This window comes from Paracoccus sp. (in: a-proteobacteria) (assembly GCF_046289755.1).
Taxonomy (GTDB): domain Bacteria; phylum Pseudomonadota; class Alphaproteobacteria; order Rhodobacterales; family Rhodobacteraceae; genus Paracoccus.
In genome coordinates this window covers 115,773-136,111 of sequence record NZ_JBKBVD010000002.1, presented here as the reverse complement: position 1 = coordinate 136,111, position 20,339 = coordinate 115,773, and the positions used below count along the sequence as shown (strand labels likewise).

The window sequence follows — 20,339 nt, the reverse complement described above, 5'->3', positions numbered from 1 at the left end:
GCGGCGGGCCGGACCGCTCCGGCTAGCGCGCGCCTTTCCGCCAGTCCCATGGCATGACGAACTCGCTGCCCCACATGCCGCGCTGCGTCACTCTGGCCAGTATTTCCTCCGGATCGTATAGCTTGCCGCCGTATTGCCGATAGGCAACGGCCCAGCCGTTCTGAACCATCCATGCATTGAGATTTTCAGAACCAGCCCAGCAAATTCCGACCATCCGCCCATAGCGGTCGGTGTCCTGCTTCTCGCAAGTGACCTTTCTGCCGGCGATCACCGCCACCAGCGCCGTCCCTGCATCAGTCCCGCAGGCCCACTCGCGGCCCGCGCGCCGACAGGTCTGCGCGGCTTCCGGTGCGTCAATCCCAAAAAGCCTGACACGGGTCCCTGCCACCTCCAGCGTGTCCCCATCTATGACGCGGGTGTCCCCTGCACGCTGTTCGGTGGCAGGCATCCCCGGCAGAATGTCCCGCAGCATATCTTTCAGCGCAGGGGGCAGTGACATATCATCATCGCCAGTCAGGAACATGGCGGCAACGACGGCGATGGCGGCAAGCCAGACCCTGGGCCCGGCCTGGCGCTTTGATTTGCGACGCTTTTTCATGGCTGCGGTTTGGAGCAGACAAAACGAAACGGCAAGGCGAAAGGCGGTCCCGGCGGGGCGGGCCAAGCGGATCCGCCACCGCGCTCCGCGCGTCAAAGGCAAGACGTCGCCGCAGACCCTGGCGGAATGTCCACGGCCTTCTGTTCTGTGGCTCGGCTCCGGCAGCGTCGGCAGATCGGACCGTCGTGATTCCCTCAGAGAATGTGGCCGCGAAAAACTCAGTGATGCGCCGCAAGCTGTCGGTTTGCTGCAGATCGCGCAGAAGCCGCGTGAAAGGGCGGCGATGGACAAACCCGGCATACCAGCAGGACCTATCCGTTTCTTCATGTCGGCAGGACAGGTCAGCGATTATACCGGCGCGGCGGCACTTCTGGACACCATCCCGCAGGCCGATTGGCTTCTGGCGGATCGGGGCTATGACGCTGACTGGCTTGGAAAAGCGTTGCAAGACAGAGGGATAAAAGCGGGCATCCCCGGTCGGAACTCCCGCAAGAAGACAGTGAAATACGATAAGCGCCGCTACAAAAGGCGAAATCGCATCGAGATCATGTTCGGTCGGCTGAAAGACTGGAGACGGGTCGCCACGCGTTGCGACAGGTGAGCAAGGCCGGTTGCGTCTGCGAGAGGGCGACCTCGCGGAGGGCTGGGTCGAGGCTTTCCCGGAACTGACCGAGGATGAGCGCCGGTTGGGCGAGCTTCCCGGCTTCACCCCCGAGCGCATCGCGCAATGGCTGGAAACCTATCCGACCGAAGATCTGGGCCTGCCTGATCACACGGGCGCACCTGCTCCGGCTGACCCGAGCGGAAATATCATCTCGACGCCGATCCCGGAGGAGCCGGGGCCGAATATTGTCGAGGCACGCCCTGATGGGACGTTCACGACGCCGGGCGGGAACACCGTGGGAGAACATGGCGGTAAGGGCGACGGGCGGGAGTACATTCCAGGAAAGGGGCATACATGGCGAACGCCAGCCAGTCATCCATGTCATTCGCCGCGGAGCCGCCACCGGTCGTGGCCGTGTCATCAACGGGAGCCGCGGCACTGTCGCCTCCTGCAGCCGCATCCGGCATGTCCAGCGGCGCCAGCGATCCGTCCTTGGATATCACTCCACCATGGCCGGCGCCGACCTCTCCTGCCTGAATCTGTGCCAGATCCGCAGCGCAATCGGCCATAGCGGTCGTTCCGATCAGGGCCAGCGCGCGGTTAGTCATCAACGTGGTACGCAGGTTCATGTGATCCTTCCGGATCTGCCCTCATGTCGGGCGAGGTTTCGCAACTGGAAGGCCGGGCTGTTTGTTCGCGGCCGCAGAGACAAGGTGATGCTGACGGTCGGCGGCCGGGGAATTTACGGGCAATGATGCTCCTGAAGCTTGTGCAACCTGCCCGGCGGCGGCAACAGCCCTTCGCCGATCTGTTCCACCGGATTTCGGGCAAACCACGGCCGGAGGCCGCCTGCTCCGTGGCGTGCTCGGGATGCCTGCGGTCGGCATGCGGCCGCGGCTGGTGGTTCTGCGTCTCAGGGTCACCACGAGCCTGGACCTCTCAGGCCTTCAGCACCACCTTTGTCCAGTCATTCTGGTTCCAGCGGAACCCCTCGTAGCCCTTGGCGGCGTCCTCAAGCGGCAGGCCGTGCGAGATCATGAAGGTCGTGTCCAGCTGCCCCTCCTGGATGCGGTGCAAAAGGTCGTGTTTATAGGCCTGCACATGGGTCTGGCCGGTGCGCAGTTGCAGCCCCTTCTGCATCAGCGCGCCCAGAGGAAACTTGTCCATGAAGCCGCCATAGACGCCGGGGACCGACACGCGGCCACCCTTGCGCACGGCCATCAGCGCCTCGCGCAGGGCGTGGCCGCTGTCGACACCGACGCCCACGAACTGCTTGATGCTGTCCATGACGGTGTCCAGCGCAAAGCCATGCGCCTCCATGCCCACTGCGTCGATGACAGCATCGGCGCCGATGCCGCCGGTCATTTCCATGACGGCCTCCAGCACAGAGGTCTGCCTGAAGTCGATGACTTCGGCGCCCATCCGGCGGGCCAGCGTAAGACGGTTGGGAAAATGGTCGATCGCAATGACACGGGCGGCGCCCATCAGACGCGCGGCCTGAATGGCAAAGAGGCCAACCGGTCCACAGCCCCAGACCACCACAGTGTCGTCGGGTTCGATATCGGCATTTTCGGCGGCCATCCAGCCGGTGGGCAGAATGTCGGACAGAAACAGGACCTCATCGTCGTCCATCCCCTCGGGGATCACGATCGGACCTACATCCGAGAATGGCACGCGGACATATTCCGCCTGCCCGCCCGGATAGCCGCCGGTCAGGTGGCTGTAGCCGAACAGCCCCCCCATCGCATGGCCGAACATCGTTTCGGTCAGATCCTGCTTGTCGGCGGGGTTCGAGTTGTCGCAGGCCGAGAACTGCGCCCGCTGACAGAAAAAGCACGACCCGCAAGAGATGGTGAAGGGCACCACCACCCGCTGGCCCTTTTTCAGCGTGCTGCCGGGACCCACATCAACCACCCGGCCCATGAATTCGTGGCCCAGAATATCACCCGCCTGCACGCCGGGGATCACCCCATCGAACAGATGCAGGTCAGACCCGCAGATCGCGGTCGAGGTCACCTGAATGATCGCATCGCGGGGATTGACGATCTGGGGGTCGGGCATCGTCTCGACGCGGACGTCATGCTTGCCGTGCCATGTCAGTGCGCGCATGGATCAGCCCTCCTGTCTGCGATTGTGGGGGGTGGCGATTTCGCCGGTTTCCAGAAACATCTTCAGCCGCTTCAGCTCGCGGCGGCCCTGAATGGCGGGATCGGCCTGAAACAGCAGGGCCACGATCCGGCCAAGCGCGCCAAAAGGCGGCACATAGGCGATGACCGCCGTGACCTCGGTGCCGCGTTTGCCCGGCGCATCGCGAAAGGTGATCCGGCCCGATGTCTCGATATCGGACCCGGCCGTCGAGGCCCAGGCAATCTGCTCGCCGGGCCGGTTTTCGGTGATGCGGGTCCGCAGGTGAATGTCGCGGTCCGGGCCGCGCAGGGTCCAGTGGGTGACCGGCCCCTCGGAGCGGACCTGCAGGACGTTCTCCATCACGCCCGCCAGATTTTCGAACTGTCGCCAGAAGCCATAGATCTCAAGGCGCGGGTGGCCGATGGTGACGGTGCGCCCGGCGATGGCAAAGCGGCCGGTCCGGCCGTTCCTGGCTGTCCGCTCCGGGGCGCTGTCGGGGGGGCGCTGTTCCGGGCGGCGGGCGATCAGATATCCGACGCCGACAGCACCCAGAAAGACCCCGGCAAGGGCGCCGGGTCCGGGGCGACGGACATTGTCATCGCGGTCAGAGCTATGGCGAGGCATCAGGGGTCCTTTCGAAATGTCAGGGCGCTGCGCGCCATCTGGCCGGGGCGTGTTGTTGCGGCCTCACCGGCGGGCACGGGCGCATGGCCCCCGCAGGCCCTCAATAGGTCCCCGGAGGGTCACTGGCCGGGAAGGACTGATCGGAACACTCGTCGATCATGGTCCAGTCAGTTGGTCTGGCTTGCGGGCTGGCCATGACGGGGCGGCGGCGGGGCCTGTACCGTCCGCCTTTGGCATGACGGGTTGCGATCATTGCCGCCGACACACCCAGTATCAGCATCCATACGGATCTCATCGCTCGGCCTTTCGTTGACATCTTGCCTGGCGATCACCCGCAATCGTGGCGGGCGACAGGGTCAGGCAACCGCGAAGGACGGATGATGTTCCCGGACGGCCCGCGGAATATCTGCGGCGCGCCGGGACCCGCGTGCTTTTGCATGCGCCCTGACGCCGGCTGGGAACCAATCGCCCTCGTCGCGGTTAAGCGGCCCTTGTGAAAGGATGGCCGTGGCATTGGAACATCTCGGCCCAAAGGCGCCGCCCCGGTCTGACCCCGCCGACGGCACGGGTGGCGCCGATGCTGTGCTGGATTGCATCGTGATCGGGGGTGGGCCGGCGGGTCTGAGCGCCGCGATCTATCTGGCCCGGTTTCGGCGGCGCATTGCGCTGATCGACGCCGATGCCAGTCGCGCGTCGCTGATCCCGCGGACATATAACCATCCCGGCTTTCCCTCGGGGATCACGGGCACGCGGCTTCTGCGGCGGATGCGCCGTCAGCTGGCTGGATTTGGCGTGACGCCCAAGCATGGCTCGGTGTCGTGCCTGCAGGTGTCCGGGACCGGCCTGTTCGAGGTGGTGACCGACCGGGTGATGCGGGCGAGAACGGTCATTCTTGCGACCGGCGTGCGCGATCGCACCCCGTCTGTTGACGGCACAGAGGCCGCCATCAGGTCGGGACAGATCCGCCAGTGCCCGGTCTGCGACGCCTACGAGCTGATCGACAAACCCATCGCGGTCATCGGCAATGATCACCACGCTGCCAGCGAGGCGATGTTTCTCAGGCATTACACGCCGCTGGTCACCCTGCTCACGCTAGGACAGCGTCACAGCATGTCGTCCTCCGATCTTGCCTGCCTCGATGATGCTGGCATCTGCCTGGACATGGCGCCGGTGCGGGACTGGGACTTTTCCAGCAAGGGCGTGACGCTGCGCCGTGCCGGAAAGCCACCGCTGAAGTTCGCAGCGATCTACTCGGGCCTGGGCAGCGATGCGCAGAACAGGCTGGGACGCGATGCCGGCGCCGTGGTGAATGCCGATGGGGTCTTCGCCACCGATCACCACCAGCAGACCAATATCCCCGGCTTGTTCGCGGCAGGCGACGTGGCGACGGGACTGAACCAGATCGCTGTCGCCATGGGACAGGCCGAGATTGCCGCGACCCATGTTCACACGCTGCTGCGCGAGGCCGGGGGCCAGACACTCGGCAGCGCATCCTGATCTGCGCTGCCGGTGACGGGCTGAAACAGCGGGTCAGCAAAGGGCACCGGTTTCACCACCGGCGCCCCTCGGGTTACATCTGTTCGGTCTGTGCGCCGCTGCCGGTGCGGGCCATGCCCAGATCGGGCTTTTGCCCCATCGCGGCCGTGGCCTTGGCCGCGAAGGTGCCCTTGCCATCCATGGATGCGCCCTCGGACCAGCGCCCCGCCACGGGATCGCTGCCATCGGCCTGAAAGCCCAGGAAGGCATAGCTGAATTCGCCCGCCTCTTCCGCCTGCGGAAAGCTGTTGGGGATCGGGAAGGCGCCCTGCGCCCCGCCCAGCTCTTCCAGCGCGGCCAGCCACTGGTTCTGGTGCATCGTGTCGCGCGCGATCAGATAGGACAGCATGTCCCGCATCCCCGCATCGTCGGTCATGTTGTAAAGGCGCACCGCCAGGATGCGGCCCGTCGATTCCGCCGCGACATTGGCGGCCATGTCGGCGGCGATATTGCCGCTGGCGTAGATATGGGACATGTCGAACGGCACGCCGTCGCTGTCCACCGGCATGGCCGACAGGCCCGAGCACAGCAGGTTCTTGAGGTTCAGACCGCCCATGACGGCCTCGACGGCCTTGTCGCGGGCGCCTTCCTCCTGCAGGGTCAGCGGCGCGCCTTCAAGGTTCAGCGCGACGGCGGTGGCCAGCATCTCGATATGGCCCAGCTCTTCGGCGGCCGTGTTCATCAGCAGATCGCGGAATTTGGGATCGCCGCGCGCGCCGCAGGCCTGAAAGAAATACTGCATCGCGACGCGGATCTCGCCCTCGACACCGCCGATGGCCTGCTGGAGGGCGCGCGCGAACAGTGGGTTGGGCGTGTCGACGCGGACGGGGTATTGCAGCTTGTTGTCAGTGTAAAACATGATCGTCTCCGATATGGCTCCGGCGGGGCCGGGTGCCCGTGTCCGGGCGCATGAGGGTGTCGCCCTGTGGGGAAAGTGACGTGGCCGCGTCGGGATCAGGCGGCGGCGTCCTGCGCCGATGCGTTGACGGTGGTCTGGGCCAGGCTGATCAGGATTGCCTCCTTCGGGTTGGGGGTGGCTAACCGGGGCCTGTGGGATTTGTTCCCGCGCGGCATCTGCCCGATGCAGGAACAATGCGGGTGCGGGCCGGTTGCACAGGCCCACGCACCTCAGGAGGACCACATGACCAAGCTGACCACCGCCCGGGACATCTTTGTCGACGGCTTGCGCAATGCGCACGCCATGGAAAAGCAGGCCCTGTCCATCATGGAGCCGCAACTGAGCCGTCTGGAGCACTATCCCGAAGTCTCGGCACTGCTGGACCGCCATATCCGGGAAACCGAGGATCAGATCAGGCGTCTGGATGACATCCTGTCGGGGATCGACGAGTCCGCATCCACGATCAAGGACATGTCGCTGTCATTCACCGGCAGCATGGCCGCCATGGGCCACAGCATGGCCAGCGACGAGATCCTCAAGAACGCCTTCGCAAACCACGCCTTCGAGAATTTCGAGATCGCGTCCTATACCTCGCTGATCACCATGGCCGAGATCAGCGGAGCCTCTGCGGCGGTGCCGCTGCTGCGGGCCAGCCTCGATGAAGAGACGCGCATGGCCAAGGCGCTGCACGACAGCCTCGATACGGTCACCCGGCGCTATATCGAACTGGCCGCCTCGGATGAGCGGGCAGATATCTGACGCCCGTCACGCCAGGTCGTCACAGTGGTCGCGCTGTGGAGATGACCGCTGCTGATGACCCGGCCGTCTGCGCATCCGCGGCCGGACCGCGCGGATGGCCGGGGCCGTGATTCATGTCTGTCGTCTCGCGGGCTTAAAAAAGCGGTTCCTCGATCAGGTCTTTTCCGGAAACAGCCAGCCCGATACCGGAACGATTGCGCGGGTGACGATCGGGATCAGCGCGAGGCCTGTGACCAGCCCGATAATGCCGTCCAGTCCGGCGGTCACCCCCCAGCTTACGATTTCCGATGCCGAACCTGCGGCCTGTGCCGCCAGTTGCGCCGCGTGCCCGATCTGCTCAGACGGCAGATGCCAGCCAAGATCGTGCAGCCCGTGGACGATGATGCTGCCGCCGACCCAGAGCATGGCCACCGTGCCGATCGTGGCAATCACCACCATCACCGAAGGCATCGCCCTGACGATTGCGCGCCCCACTGTCCGGGTCAGGCCAAGCCGTCCCTTTGCGCTGAGAAGAAGTCCGAAATCATCGGCCTTCACCAGCAGCGCCACGGCCCCGTAGACCAGCGTCGTGATCCCGATGGCCACCGCCGCCAGCGCCAGAGCCTGTATCCAGAACGTATCGGTATCTATCTGCGACAGCGCGATGGTCATGATCTCGGCAGACAGAATGAAATCCGTCTTGATCGCGCCTTTCACCCGCTGCTCTTCCAGATGGGCCGCCTCCAGCGTTTTTGCCTGTGTGGGGCCGTGGTCCTTGTGCGGGACGATCAGATGCCAGACCTTCTCGGCCCCTTCGAAACACAGATAGGCCCCGCCAATCATCAGAAGCGGCGTCAGCATCCACGGCAGGAAGGCCTGCAAAAACAGGGCCGCGGGCAAGAGAATGACAAGTTTGTTGAAGAACGACGCACGCGCGATTTTCCACACGATCGGCAATTCGCGCGCCGCGGGCAGACCGGTGACGTATTTCGGCGTCACGGCCGCGTCGTCAATGACCACACCGGCGGCCTTGGCCCCGGCCTTGCTGGCCTGGGCCGCGACATCATCAAGCTGCGCCGCCGCCAGTTTGGCGATCGCTGCCACGTCATCGAAAAGGGCAAGTAATCCGCTCATGATGTTTCCTGCGTTGGTCCGCTGCAACAGCGACCGGCCGTTTCGGGTGACAGCCAATCAACGATGTCCGAGTTTCGGACCCCGTTCAAGCGGTCGGGATCTGCACTATCTGCACTATCTGCGATGTCCCGCATGTTGCGGCGGCTGTGAACGGATGAACGGGCCATGCGCGTCCGGCATGGCCCACCATGACCACATGCTATTGGACAGCGCAAAGCAACCCGCGCAGAACCGGGTTCGGAGGAGAGAGATGCCAACAGACCCGACAGCGCCCCGCATGCGCCCGGCCTCAGCCGGTCTCGACCAGACTGGCGCCGGGCCAGTCGCCGCGCGCGACCAGCTCTGCAACCGAGGCGCGCAGCACCCCCTCCAGCGCGTGGGTCATTGCCGGATCGGTCAGGTCGCGCCGGATGCCGGTCGAGATATAGCTGACCAGCTGCGGGGCCTCGATCTCGATCACGGTCAATTCGCCCCGCGCCACGTCGCGCGACACCCCGGCATAGGTCTGGATCGTGGCGCCCACGCCTTCCTGCACCATCGCCTTGATCAGCGGGATCGAATTCACCTCCATCACCACGTTCAGCGGCATGTTGTGCTGCAGCGCCACCCGCTCGATCAGGCGGCGGTTGCTGTGGGGCAGGCTGGCCAGCACCAAGGGCACCGTGCGCAGGTCGCGAAAGGCGATCGGGCCGGGCGGATGGCGGTCACGATCCTCGGCGCGCAGCGCCAGCACCATGCGTTCGCGCAGCAGCGGCGTCAGGGTGATCCCCTCGATCGGCGTCGGGTTGTGCAACAGCGAGACATCGACCCGCCCCTCCAGCAGCCATTCCTCAAGGAAGGTGCTGATCCCCTCGCGCACCACCAGTGTCGCGTCGGGCCACAGGGCGCGAAAGCGGCGATAGACCTCGGGCAGGATCAGCAGCCCCGAGGTCGGCGCCACGCCAAGCGCCAGACTGCCCGCAAACCCCACCGGACCCTCGCGCAGCGAGGCCATCACCTGCCGGAACTGGTCGATCAGCGCCTCGGCCTGCGGCAGGAAGCGGCTGCCCGCCGCGGTCAGCTGCACGCCCTTGCCGGTGCGGTCCAGCAGGGTCACGCCCAGCTCATCCTCCAGCTTGCGCAGCTGCCGGCTCAGCGCGGGCTGCGCCACGTTCAGGTGATGCGCCGCCGCGCTGACGCTGCCCGACCGCGCGATCTGCACGAAATAGCGAAGTTCCCGGATGTCCATCGGCATGCGCCTCCCGGCCCTTGGCTAGCGGGAAACCAACCGACTGTCACGCCTGCGAAAGGATGCCCATGCGCCTGCCCGACCTGACCCCCGACCAGATGACCCCCCGCCAGCGCGAGGTGGCCGATGAGGCCGCCTCGGGCAAGCGCGGCCGCATGCCCGCACCGCTGCGTGCCTGGATTCACAGCCCGGAACTGGGCGCGCGCGCGCAAAAGCTGGGCGAGGTGCTGCGCTATGACACCACGCTTGGGGCGCGGCTGTCGGAAATGGCGATCCTGATGATGGCGCGGCACTGGACCTCGGATTACGAATGGTTCGTGCATAAACGCGAGGCGCTGAAGGCCGGGCTGGACCCTGCCGTCATCGACGCCATCGCCACCCATGCAGCGCCGCAGGGTCTGGACGACCGCCAGCAGGCGCTGTTCGATTACACCACCGAGATGGTGCAGACCCGCAGGATTTCCGATGCGACCCACGCCCATGCCGTGGCCACGCTTGGCGCGCAGGGCGTGGTCGAGCTGGTGGGGCTGTTGGGCTATTACACGCTGGTCTCGATGACGCTGAACGCCTTTGCCATCGGGCTGCCCGAGGGCGAGACCCCAGAGCTTTCCCGCTGAAACAAAGCTTTCCCGCTGAAACAGAACTTTCCCGTCAACAAGAAGGAATATCCCATGGCCGGACGGCTTGAAGGCAAGGTTGCGATCATCACCGGCGCGGGCTGCGTCGGTCCCGGCTGGGGCAATGGCCGCGCCGCCTGCGCGATCTTTGGCCGCGAGGGGGCGCGCATCTTCGCCGTCGACCTCAGCCAGGAGACGATGGCGGAAACCGTCGCCCGCACGCAGGAAACGGGGGCCGAGATTGCCACCCATACCTGCGACGTGACCGACAGCGCCGCCGTGGCGCAGATGGTCGCCGCCTGCATCGAACGCTTCGGGCGGGTCGACATTCTGGTCAACAATGTGGGCGGCTCGGCCAAGGGCGGCCCCGTGGCCCTGTCCGAGGCGGATTGGGACCGGCAGATGGACCTGAACCTGAAGACCGTGTTCCTGACCTGCAAGCATGTCATCCCGCAGATGGAGGCGCAGGGCGGCGGGTCGATTGTGAACACGGCTTCGACCTCGGGGCTGCGCTTCACCGGGGCGGCGCAGGTGGCCTATGCGGCGGCCAAGGCGGGGATCATCCATTTCTCGCGCGTCTCGGCGGTGGAATATGCGCCCAAGGGTATCCGCATCAACACCGTCGTTCCCGGCCAGATGCACACGCCCATGGTCGAGGCGCGGCTGGCCGGACAGCGCGCGGGCGGCGACGTGGACGCGCTGCTGGCCGCGCGGCAGAAGCGGATTCCGTTGGGCTTCATGGGCGACGGGCGCGACACGGCCCATGCGGCGCTGTTCCTGGCCTCCGACGAGGCGCGCTTTGTCACCGGCACCGAGATCGTCGTCGATGGCGGCATGGTGGCCCGCTGTGACTGAGACCTATGCCCCCGACGGCGCGGCACCGATGACCGCGCCCTCACGCGCCCATGTCACCCTGCCAAGGGGCGCCTGCGACAGCCATTGCCATATCTTCGGGCCGTTCGACCGCTTTCCGCTGCCCGCCGACCGCAGCTTCAACCCGCATGAGACGCCGGAAACCGCGCTGCGGGCGCTGCACGATCATCTGGGCATCGACCGCGCGGTGATCGTGCAGTCGCAAGGCCACGGGCTGGATCACGCGGCGCTGCTGGACGCGCTGGACCGGAGCGCGGGACGCTATCGCGGCGTGGCGCTGCTGCGGCCCGGCATGTCGCGCGCGGGCTTGGACGATCTGGACCGGCGCGGCATTCGCGGCGTGCGCTTCAGCTTCATGCCGCATCTGGGCCGCCCCGATCTGGAGATGGTGCGCGCCGTCATCGCCGAGGTCGCGCCTCTGGGCTGGCACGTCGCTATCCATGTCGCGGGCGACGGGCTGGCCGAGATGTCGCCCTTTATCGCCGGCATCGACGCGCCGGTGGTGATCGACCACATGGCGCGGCCCACGCGGCCCGACGATCCGGCCTGTCTGGACGGGCTGCGGCGCCTGCTGGACCGGGGCCGGGTCTGGGTGAAACTCAGCGGGGCCGAGCGGTTGACGCGGGTGGGCGCGCCCTATGACGATGTGGCGCCGCTGATGCGGGCGCTGATCGACCATGCGCCGGGGCAGATGCTGTGGGGCAGCGACTGGCCGCATGTGAACCTGCACGGGCCGATGCCCGATGACGGCGCGCTGGTGGACCGGCTGGCCAGCCTGACCTCCGAGGCCGAGCGCCAGCAGATCCTGGTCAGCAACCCGGCGCAACTGTTCGGGTTCTGACCGGCTGACATGAAAAAGCCCGGCGGACCGCACGGCCCGCCGGGTTTTCCTTTTGCCCTCAGGCGAGGCTGCGTTCCCGCACCACCCGCCAGATCATCCGCACCAGCAACAGCGCCGTCAAAGCCAGCAGCAGCGCCGTCAGCGGCCGCGAGGCCATCGCCACCACATCGCCGCGCGCCAGCAGCATGGCGCGGCGCAGGTTCTCCTCCAGCATCGGGCCGAGGACGAAGCCGATCAGCACCGGCGCGGGCTCGAACCCCAGCAGGCGCATGCCGTAGCCAAGCGCGCCGAACCCCAAGACCATGCCCACATCGAACAGGCTGTAATTCAGCGAATAGACCCCGATGCAGATCAGGCACAGGATCACCGGATACAGGTAATGATAGGGCACCTGCAGCAGCCGCACCCACAGCCCGATCAGCGGGATGTTCAGCACCAACAGCATGATGTTGCCAACCCAGAAGCTCATCGTCAGGCCCCAGAAAATCTCGGGGTTCTCGGTGATCAGGGCGGGGCCGGGGGTGATGCCGTGGATCAGCAGCGCGCCCATCATCAGGGCCATCGTGGCGCTGCCGGGAATGCCCATGGTCAGGGTGGGCACAAAGGCGGCCTGCACGGCGGCGTTGTTGGCGGCCTCGGGGGCGGCCACGCCCTCGATCGCGCCGCGCCCGAAACGGTCGGGCGACTTCGAGGACCGCTTTTCCACCGCATAGGCGATGAAGGCCGCGATCGACTGGCCCGCACCGGGCAGCGCGCCGAAAAAGCAGCCGATCCCCGACCCGCGCAGCATCGGCAGGGCGGTCGAGCGCGCCTCGGCCCGTCCGGGCAGCATCGAGCGCAGGGTGATCCGCCCGGTGATCGGCGCGCCGCGCCGCTCGGCAATGGATGAGATGATCTCGGCCACGCCGAAAAGGCCCATGGCCAGCGCGACAAGGCTGATCCCGTCATACAGCTGCAGCATGCCAAAGGTCAGCCGCGCTTCGCCGGTGTTCACGTCGGCACCGACGCTGCCCAGCAGCAGGCCCAGCAGCACCATCGCCAGCCCCTTCAGCGGCGAGTTCTGCACCACCCCCGCCGCCGCGACCAGCCCAAGCGCCATCAGCGCGAAATACTCGGCCGGGCCAAAGGCCAGCGCGAACCGCGCCACGGTGGGGCCGAAGGCCATCAGCATGATGATCCCGATCGAGCCGCCGACAAAGGACGCGATGGTGGTGATGAACAGCGCCACCCCCGCGCGCCCGGCCCGCGCCATCGGATAGCCGTCAAGACAGGTCACGGCGGATGAGGGCGTGCCCGGCAGGTTCATCAGGATCGAGGCAGTCGAGCCGCCATATTCCGCCCCGTAATAGATGCCCGCCAGCATCACCAGCGCGGTGGTCGGGTCCAGATAGAAGGAAAACGGCAGCAGCATCGACACGGCGGCCAGCGACCCGATGCCGGGCAGCACGCCGATGAAGGTGCCCAGAAACACGCCCACGAAACAGTAAAACAGCGTCTGCGCGGTCACCGCCGTCTGCAGGCCAAGCGCGATATTGGACAGCATGTCCATCAGAAGGTTCCTTGTGTCAGGGGGATGGCCAGACCCAGCCCCTTGATGAACAGCGCCCACGCGGCCAGCGCGGTCAGCGCCGACAAAAGCAGCGTGGCGGGCCAGCGGCTGGCCGGGTCGGCCAGCGCCGCCAGCAGCACGGTGGCCACGATCGCCCCCAGCAGGCCCGCGACGCCCATGCCCAGAATGAACCCGGCCACCGAGGCCAGAATGGCCAGCCCCGCCCGCCAGCGCAGGCGCGGCACCGGCTCGGGCTCTTGCGCGCGCAGGGCCAGCAGCGCCAGAACCACGCCGATGACCACCAGCAGCCCGCCGATCATATTGGGGAAATAGCCCGTCCCCATGCGCGTCAGCGTGCCCGCCGCCAGATCGCGCGACAGCCACAGCGTGGCCGCCCCGGTCGCCAGCACGCACAGGCCCGACAGGAAATCGGTCTGGTTGCGGATGGTCATGTGGCGGCTCCTGTCGCGGATGTGTCGGGGACGAACCGCGTGGCGGCCAGTTCCGGGTGGTGGCGGTTGAACGCCTCCTGCCAGTCCACCAGTGCGGGATGGTCGTCGCGCCAGGACACCGGCTGGCGCCAGTCCAGATAATCCAGCGCCGCAGCCAACCCCAGCGAGCTGGCCCGCAGCCTCGCCCCGTTCGGCGGCAGATCCCGCGCCAGCGCCGCCAGCGCGCGGGCGATCTTGCCCGCCTGATGGTCCATCCAGCGCTCCGAGCGGGCCTGCGGTTCGCGGAACCGCGTCTCATAGACCATCAGCAGCGCCGCATCGGTGACGCCATCGGCCAGCACGGCGCGGGTATCCTCGCGCGCGCGCGCCAGCGGCGCTGCGGGCCACAGCGACAGGCCCAGCACGGCGTCCAGCCATGACAGGATCACCCGGCTGTCATACAGAACCACCCCGTCCGGCAGCACCAGACAGGGCAGCTTGCCCAAGGGGTTCAGCCGCCGCAGATCGTCGTCCGGGTCCATCGTGTCGGCATGGCGCAGCGCCACCTGCGCCCCGGCCAAAGCCAGCGCCATACGGACCTTGCGGCCAAAGGGCGAGGTCAGCGAGCTGCGCAATTCGCAGCCCGCAGGCAATCCCGGATGCGCCGTCATTGCTGGATCGCGCCGGTTTCGTCGATCAGCGTCTTCCAGCGGACCGCCTCGGATTGCAAATAGGCGCCGAATTCCGCACCCGGCAGCGCCGCGACGATGACCCCCTGCTGATCCAGCGCGGCGCGAAGCCCCTCATCGGCCAGCGCGGCGGCGACCGCATCCTGCAGGGTCTGCGCGACATTCTCGGGCAGGCCCGCAGGCGCGATGATGCCATACCAGTTTTCGGCGATGACATCGGGATAGCCCGCCTCGGCGGTGGTCGGCACATCGGGCAGCGCGTCCGAGCGTTCGGTCGCCGCCACCGCCAGCGCGCGCAGATTGCCCGCCTTGACATGCGGCAGCAGCACCGGCAGGTCGGCGAACATCATCTGGACCTGACCGCCGATCACGTCGGTGATCGCGGGCGCCGCGCCGCCATAGGGCACATGCAGCGCATCGGTCCCGGCGGCAAGGTTCAGCATCTCGCCCGCCAGATGCTGGATCGCACCCGGCCCCGACGAGGCATAGGCCAGCGCGCCGGGATTGTCCCCGGCCCATGCGACCAGCCCCGGCAGATCCTGCACCGGCAGATCGGGGGTCACGACCAGCAGTTCGGGCACCCGGCCCACCAGCATCACCGGCGTCAGGTCGGTCGCGGTGGCATAGGGCATCTGCGGCAGCACGCTTTCGCTGATGGCCAGCGCGCCGGCGCTGCTGATGCCGATCACATGGCCGTCGGGGCGCGCCTTGGCCACCGCATCGGTGCCCAGCACGCCGCCCGCACCGGCGCGGTTTTCCACCACCACCGGCTGGCCCAGCTGCTGGGCCAGCGTCGGCGCGATCAGCCGCGCGACCGTGTCGTTCGGCCCGCCCGGCGCAAATGGCACGATCATGCGCACCGGCTGGCTGGGATAGTCCTGCGCCTGCGCGCCCGCACCAAGCGACAGCAGCGCCGCGCCCAGTATCAAGGTAAATCGGTTCATGTAGGCTCCTCCTCAGAATTCATCAGGGCCGGTCGGCGGCGGCACCCGAGCGCGCCACGACATCCGCCCATTTCGCCGTTTCCGAGGCGATGAACGCCCCGAACATGTCAGGCCCCTCGCCCACCAGATCGACACCCTGCAGGCGCATCGCCTCCTGCACGGCGGGATCGGCGACGGTGACGGTCAGCGCCTGCGCCAGCCGGTCGGTCACCGGCTGCGGCAGGCCCGCGGGCGCCACGATACCATACCAGTTCTCGGCCACCACCTCGGGCAGGCCCGCCTCGATCATCGTGGGCACCTCGGGCAGCAGCGCCATGCGGTCCGGGCTGCCCACGGCCAGCGCGACCAGCCCGCCCGAGGCGACATGCGGCAACAGCACCGGGCTGTCGGCAAACATCACATCGACCTGCCCGCCCAGCAGATCGGTCACCGCAGGCCCGGCGCCCGCATAGGGCACATGGACCATGTCGATCCGCGCCGCGATATTCAGCAGCTCGCCCGCCAGATGCGGCATCGAGCCGATCCCCGACGAGGCAAAATTCAGCTGCCCCGGCGCGTCCCTGGCCTGCGCGACCAGCCCTGCGACATCGCCGACCCCCAGATCGGGACGCGCGACCAGCAGTTCCGGCACGGTGGCCAGCAGCATGACCGGGGTGAAATCGGTGGCGTTGTCAAAGGGCACATCGGGCTGCATCGCGGCGCTGATGGTCAGCGCGCCGGCCGAGGTCATGGCGATCAGATGCCCGTCCGGGCGGCCCTTGGCGACGTAATCGGTGCCGATCATGCCGCCCGCGCCGCCCCGGTTCTCGATCACGACGGGCTGGCCCAGCTCCTCGGACAGGCGGTTGGCGATGACCCGCCCGATCGCATCCGCCGGTCCGCCCGGCGCGAAGGGCACGACCATGCGCACCGGCTGCGTCGGATATTCGGCCAGCGCCGCCCCGCTGGTGGCCAGCATCATCACGGCGCCCATGACGGCGCCCATGACGGCACCCGCAGAAATCTGCATGTGGTTTTCCTCCTCTGGCCTCCTCCGGCCCCGTAGCTGGCAGTTTTGCGAAAGCTGCGCGCGCAGGTCCAATACCGATTGGGTCAGGGGTGGCATTCCCGTTCGGCATGGCCCCGGACCGGCGAAGTGACCGAGGACGGGGCCCGCCAACCGCGATCGGGCCGTGGCGATCGGGCCTATGCCGGGGGCACACCCAGAAGCGGCCCGAACCGGGGGTCGTCGAAGGTCGGCACCTCAAGAAACTGGACAAGCTTGCGCTTTTCCGGCGGCGTCTCGATCTGTTGCAGCACGGCGTTGCACAGAAACGCCCCGGTGGCCGCAAGGCTCTGGCTGGCCATCAGCACGCCGGGCTTGAGCTTTTTCAGAAACGGCAGGTTTTCCTTGCCGAAGATGTCGAAATCCATCCCGATCACATGCCCGCGCGCCTCCACCGCCAGACAGGCCGCGATCATCGACGATTGCGATGTGCTGATGATGCAGTCCACATCAGGAAGCACCGCCATCGAGGCCAGCACCCCCGCCTGAATCTCGTCGATACCGTGCTGGGCATGACACATCGGCGCCACTGTGACCGTCAGCCCGTAGGCCGCAGCCTCATTCAGCAGGGTAGAGCGGATGACATGGCCAAAGTTGAAATCCTCGGCCGGGGCGATCAGCAGCGCGTGGCGGCGCCCGCGCCGTGCCAGCGCCTCCAGCGCAAGGCGGCAGAACACCGCGTCATCCAGATCGTAATAGGAATGGCGCGAACTGTCCTCGGTGCGTCCATGGGTCACGAAGGGAAACCCGCGTTCGATCAGGTAATCGACCCGCTCATCCTGCCTGCGGATAAAGGACATGATCAGCCCGTCCGCCAGCCGGTTCTCGACGATCCGGCGAACCTGTGTCGCATCTGCGAAATCCGAGGCGCTTGGCACGACGGACAGCTGATAGCTGGTGCCGCTCAGTGCCTGCGACATGCCGCTGATCAGGATCGAGGTATTCGTGATCGCGTCGGACTGCGCCTCAAGCACGAGGGTGATGTTGTAGGTCCGCCCGGTGCGAAGCTGGAGGCCGGTCCGGCTTGGCTCATAGCCGATGGCCCGCGCGCATTCGTTCACGACCTGCCGGGTCCGGGCCGCAATCTCGGTGGCTCCGCTGAGCGCGCGGCTGACGGTCGGCACGGCAAAGCCCGTCAGGCGAGAGATGGCCTTGAGCGTCGGTCTTTCGCCCGGCTGCAGTTCATAGGTCTTGGGTGGCGCGCTCATTCGGTCCTGATCCTGTCCGGGCAGCGACAGCAACCTGCCAATGCCTTGATCAGGATGGCCAGAACAGAGGATAATGTCAACTTAACACGATTTAAACGTGTCTGAGGACAGCCCTTTTCCGCGACCCGCTGCGGGCGTCAAGGCGCGGACACCGCCCGGCATCCCCGGATGTGGCCATCGGCAATGCCGCAGCGTCGAATCACCATCATCCCGATTCATGGCCCGAAACCGGCCCGATATAGTTTCAAAACGACCGATTCAGCAGCAGTTCAGTGTGTCAGGCTGCCTGATCTGCATAATTCCCGACCAGTTCCGCCCCTCGCTGAAAAAAATCAGCCGCTTTCCGTCAAAAGCCCTGCACATGGAAACCAGAGCTTGCGTAATAGAACGAAAAGCCAATTTAAAACGATTTAAATCACAACAGAGAGGTCTGAGATGAACATCCTGACACCCCGGCATATCAGCCTGACCGCCTGCCTGATGCTGGGCGCCGCGCCCGCATGGGCCGAAGATTTCGAGGTCTCTCACTGGTGGACCAGCGGGTCCGAGGCCGCCGCTGCCGGCGTGCTGGCGAGGAATTTCGAAGACCTGACCGGCCATACCTGGATCGACGGGGCGATCGGTGGCGGCGCGGGCCCGGCCAAGGCACAGATCGTATCACGGATCATCGGCGGCGACCCGATGGGCGCCATGGTCTTTGCCGCCGGGCGGGCCACGGACGAACTGATCGAGGCGGGTCTGATGACCGATGTGACCGCGCTTGCCGAGGCCGAAGGCTGGACCGACAGCGTGAACCCACCCGACGCGTTCGACATCTGCACCCATGATGGCAAGATCTATTGCGTCCCACTGAGCGTCAGCTCGTTCCAGTGGCTGTTCCTGTCGAACAAGGCGTTTGCCGATATTGGCCTGCCCGTGCCCGCAAACTTTGACGAACTGGCCGCCGCCGCCCCGCAACTGATCGCGGCGGGCAAGCTGCCGCTGGCGGTGGGCAATCAGGGCTGGCAACAATGGGCCGTGATCGACCTGCTGCTGACCGGCACGATCGGCGCCGAGATGCATCGCAGGATCTTTGGCGACAAGGCCTATGACCTGCTGGCAGGTCCCGACATGCTGCCGGCCTTTGAACGGGCGGTCACGGCGCGCGACATCTCTCGTGGCAGTTCGATGCAGAACTGGAACGAGGCCACCGCCAGGCTGATCACCGGCGAGGCCGGGGGCCAGCTGATGGGCGACTGGGCCATCGGCGAGTTCAACATCGCCGGGCTGGTTGCGGGCCAGGACTATACCTGCCTGCCCGGTGCGGGGCTGGCTGAAGTAGTCTCGGTCATCACCGACGCGATCTATTTCCCCGCCCAAGGCAGCGACGCCAGGGCCGAAGCGCAGCAGGCGCTGGCCCGCACCCTGCTGCTGCCCGCCACCCAGCTGGAATTCGCGCAGGCAAAAGGCGCGATCCCGTTGCTGAAGGACATCGAGATCCCCGACTCGAATGACTGCATGGCGAAGGGGGCGCAAATTCTGGCCGAGGGCAAGATCATGTATGACAAGCCCCGGATCACCTCGCCCGACACGACCGCCCAGCTTTACGATCTGGGGTCAAAGTTCTTCGCGTCGGACATGACGGCCACGGATCTGCAGACAAGCTATGTCGACATCATGCGGGCTGCCGACTGAGGCGGGCCGCGCTGCCCGATGCCATCGCGCGCGCCACCCCTTTGTTCATCCTGAAAGGAAAACAGCGCATGTATTCACCCGAACGGCGCAGGTCATGGCTGCTGCACCACCTGAGCGCCAAGATCGCGGCCCTGCCGATGATCTTTGTGGCCACGGTCGTCTTTGCAGGGTTCTCGATCTGGACGGTTGTGCATTCATTCACCGGCTCGCGCCTGCTGCCGAACACCGATTTCGTGGGGCTGGCCCAATATGAACGGTTGTGGTCCAGCGACCGCTGGATCGCCTCGGTCAAGAACATCATGATCTACGGCTCCATGGCGCTGGTGCTGACCATTGCGCTGGGGTTTCTTCTGGCGGTGCTGCTGGACCAGAAAATCCGGTTCGAGGATACGTTCCGCACCATCCTGCTCTATCCGTTTGCTCTGTCGTTTATCGTCACAGGGCTTGTCTGGCAGTGGATCCTGAACCCCGAGATGGGGCTGCAGAACTCGGTGCGCGGGCTTAGCTGGACCGGGTTTTCGTTCGATCCGCTGAATGATGCAGATCAGGTGCTGTACGGCATGCTGTTTGCGGGGCTGTGGCAGGGCACCGGGCTGATCATGTGCATCATGCTGGCGGGGCTGCGCGGGATCGACGAAAGCATCTGGAAAGCCGCCTCGATCGACGGGATCCCGCGCTGGAAAACCTATGTTTTCATTATCATTCCGATGATGCGCGGTGTCTTTGCCACGGCGCTGGTGCTGGTCTCGGCCAGTGTCGTCAAGATCTATGACCTCGTGGTGGCAATGACCTCCGGCGGACCGGGCACCGCGTCAGAGATGCCGGCAAAATATGTCTATGACGCGATGTTTCTGAACCAGAACCTGGGCCAGGGATTTGCCGCCTCGACCAGGATGCTGGTCTCGGTCGCCATCATCATCGTCCCCTATTTCTACCTGCAATACGGAGGGAACAAACGTGGCTGATCTCAGCATTTCGCCG

The 20,339-nt window shown here is 66.2% G+C and carries 20 protein-coding genes and 1 pseudogene; 8 read left to right on the top strand and 13 right to left on the bottom strand.

Annotation, left to right across the window (positions count from 1 at the left end; translation table 11 throughout):
* Nucleotides 1-22: 22 nt before the first annotated feature.
* Nucleotides 23-523, bottom strand: coding sequence for a thermonuclease family protein (locus ACK41U_RS01455; RefSeq protein ID WP_409674832.1), 501 nt, complete (start codon nt 521-523; stop codon nt 23-25).
* Between the two features lie 385 nt (nt 524-908).
* Here ACK41U_RS01455 and ACK41U_RS01450 point away from each other — a divergent pair.
* A pseudogene (locus ACK41U_RS01450) lies at nt 909-1,199 on the top strand (transposase); the annotation flags it as partial.
* Nucleotides 1,200-1,474: 275 nt separating this feature from the next.
* Here the strand turns inward: ACK41U_RS01450 and ACK41U_RS01445 are convergent.
* The 3 genes from ACK41U_RS01445 to ACK41U_RS01435 form a co-directional block, all read right to left on the bottom strand.
* Nucleotides 1,475-1,831, bottom strand: coding sequence for a hypothetical protein (locus ACK41U_RS01445; protein WP_409674829.1), 357 nt, complete (start codon nt 1,829-1,831; stop codon nt 1,475-1,477).
* Nucleotides 1,832-2,141: 310 nt separating this feature from the next.
* Nucleotides 2,142-3,311, bottom strand: a complete 1,170-nt coding sequence (locus ACK41U_RS01440) for a zinc-dependent alcohol dehydrogenase (protein WP_409674826.1) — start codon at nt 3,309-3,311, stop codon at nt 2,142-2,144.
* Nucleotides 3,312-3,314: 3 nt separating this feature from the next.
* Nucleotides 3,315-3,953 (bottom strand): SRPBCC family protein, encoded by a 639-nt coding sequence (locus tag ACK41U_RS01435; RefSeq protein ID WP_409674823.1) that lies wholly within the window; start codon nt 3,951-3,953, stop codon nt 3,315-3,317.
* Between the two features lie 507 nt (nt 3,954-4,460).
* On the opposite strand from ACK41U_RS01435, the gene ACK41U_RS01430 reads away from it, so the two are divergent.
* Nucleotides 4,461-5,450, top strand: coding sequence for an NAD(P)/FAD-dependent oxidoreductase (locus ACK41U_RS01430; RefSeq protein ID WP_409674820.1), 990 nt, complete (start codon nt 4,461-4,463; stop codon nt 5,448-5,450).
* Nucleotides 5,451-5,523: 73 nt separating this feature from the next.
* On the opposite strand, the gene ACK41U_RS01425 is transcribed toward ACK41U_RS01430, so the two are convergent.
* A complete protein-coding gene (locus tag ACK41U_RS01425; RefSeq protein WP_409674817.1) occupies nt 5,524-6,348 on the bottom strand; it encodes a manganese catalase family protein in 825 nt (274 codons plus the stop codon).
* A 282-nt stretch (nt 6,349-6,630) separates the two neighbouring features.
* Here ACK41U_RS01425 and ACK41U_RS01420 point away from each other — a divergent pair, with 282 nt between their 5' ends.
* Nucleotides 6,631-7,146 carry a ferritin-like domain-containing protein gene (locus ACK41U_RS01420; RefSeq protein WP_409674814.1) on the top strand — a complete coding sequence of 172 codons (516 nt, stop codon included), beginning with the start codon at nt 6,631-6,633 and terminating at the stop codon, nt 7,144-7,146.
* Nucleotides 7,147-7,299: 153 nt separating this feature from the next.
* On the opposite strand, the gene ACK41U_RS01415 is transcribed toward ACK41U_RS01420, so the two are convergent.
* Entirely contained in the window at nt 7,300-8,259 is a 960-nt protein-coding gene (locus ACK41U_RS01415) for a DUF808 domain-containing protein (protein WP_409674811.1), read from the bottom strand.
* A 289-nt stretch (nt 8,260-8,548) separates the two neighbouring features.
* Nucleotides 8,549-9,493, bottom strand: coding sequence for a LysR family transcriptional regulator (locus ACK41U_RS01410; protein ID WP_409674807.1), 945 nt, complete (start codon nt 9,491-9,493; stop codon nt 8,549-8,551).
* Between the two features lie 62 nt (nt 9,494-9,555).
* On the opposite strand from ACK41U_RS01410, the gene ACK41U_RS01405 reads away from it, so the two are divergent.
* From ACK41U_RS01405 to ACK41U_RS01395, 3 genes are read left to right on the top strand one after another with little or no spacing between them, the layout of a single operon-like run.
* A complete protein-coding gene (locus ACK41U_RS01405) occupies nt 9,556-10,104 on the top strand; it encodes a carboxymuconolactone decarboxylase family protein (RefSeq protein WP_409674804.1) in 549 nt (182 codons plus the stop codon).
* Nucleotides 10,105-10,158: 54 nt separating this feature from the next.
* Complete coding sequence (locus tag ACK41U_RS01400) at nt 10,159-10,959, top strand: SDR family NAD(P)-dependent oxidoreductase (protein ID WP_409674801.1); 801 nt, start codon at nt 10,159-10,161, stop codon at nt 10,957-10,959.
* The gene (locus tag ACK41U_RS01395) at nt 10,952-11,818 is read left to right on the top strand and encodes an amidohydrolase family protein (protein ID WP_409674798.1); all 867 of its coding nucleotides are present in this window, start codon (nt 10,952-10,954) and stop codon (nt 11,816-11,818) included. The genes ACK41U_RS01400 and ACK41U_RS01395 overlap by 8 nt, the downstream gene beginning before the upstream one ends.
* Before the next feature lie 58 nt (nt 11,819-11,876).
* Here the strand turns inward: ACK41U_RS01395 and ACK41U_RS01390 are convergent, their stop codons facing one another.
* The 6 genes from ACK41U_RS01390 to ACK41U_RS01365 all read right to left on the bottom strand — a co-directional run bounded on the left by ACK41U_RS01390 (nt 11,877) and on the right by ACK41U_RS01365 (nt 17,684).
* Complete coding sequence (locus tag ACK41U_RS01390) at nt 11,877-13,367, bottom strand: tripartite tricarboxylate transporter permease (RefSeq protein WP_409674795.1); 1,491 nt, start codon at nt 13,365-13,367, stop codon at nt 11,877-11,879.
* The gene (locus tag ACK41U_RS01385; RefSeq protein WP_409674792.1) at nt 13,367-13,819 is read right to left on the bottom strand and encodes a tripartite tricarboxylate transporter TctB family protein; all 453 of its coding nucleotides are present in this window, start codon (nt 13,817-13,819) and stop codon (nt 13,367-13,369) included. Before ACK41U_RS01385 ends, ACK41U_RS01390 begins: the two co-directional genes overlap by 1 nt.
* The gene (locus ACK41U_RS01380; RefSeq protein ID WP_409674789.1) at nt 13,816-14,469 is read right to left on the bottom strand and encodes a glutathione S-transferase family protein; all 654 of its coding nucleotides are present in this window, start codon (nt 14,467-14,469) and stop codon (nt 13,816-13,818) included. Before ACK41U_RS01380 ends, ACK41U_RS01385 begins: the two co-directional genes overlap by 4 nt.
* On the bottom strand, nt 14,466-15,431 hold the full coding sequence (locus ACK41U_RS01375; protein WP_409674786.1) for a Bug family tripartite tricarboxylate transporter substrate binding protein: 966 nt from the start codon (nt 15,429-15,431) through the stop codon (nt 14,466-14,468). Before ACK41U_RS01375 ends, ACK41U_RS01380 begins: the two co-directional genes overlap by 4 nt.
* A gap of 22 nt (nt 15,432-15,453) precedes the next feature.
* Complete coding sequence (locus tag ACK41U_RS01370) at nt 15,454-16,440, bottom strand: Bug family tripartite tricarboxylate transporter substrate binding protein (RefSeq protein WP_409674783.1); 987 nt, start codon at nt 16,438-16,440, stop codon at nt 15,454-15,456.
* A 176-nt stretch (nt 16,441-16,616) separates the two neighbouring features.
* Complete coding sequence (locus ACK41U_RS01365; RefSeq protein ID WP_409674781.1) at nt 16,617-17,684, bottom strand: transcriptional regulator; 1,068 nt, start codon at nt 17,682-17,684, stop codon at nt 16,617-16,619.
* A 435-nt stretch (nt 17,685-18,119) separates the two neighbouring features.
* Here ACK41U_RS01365 and ACK41U_RS01360 point away from each other — a divergent pair, with 435 nt between their 5' ends.
* A complete protein-coding gene (locus tag ACK41U_RS01360) occupies nt 18,120-19,358 on the top strand; it encodes an ABC transporter substrate-binding protein (RefSeq protein ID WP_409674778.1) in 1,239 nt (412 codons plus the stop codon).
* Nucleotides 19,359-19,426: 68 nt separating this feature from the next.
* The gene (locus ACK41U_RS01355; RefSeq protein WP_409674775.1) at nt 19,427-20,323 is read left to right on the top strand and encodes a carbohydrate ABC transporter permease; all 897 of its coding nucleotides are present in this window, start codon (nt 19,427-19,429) and stop codon (nt 20,321-20,323) included.
* The last annotated feature ends 16 nt before the right edge of the window (nt 20,324-20,339 follow it).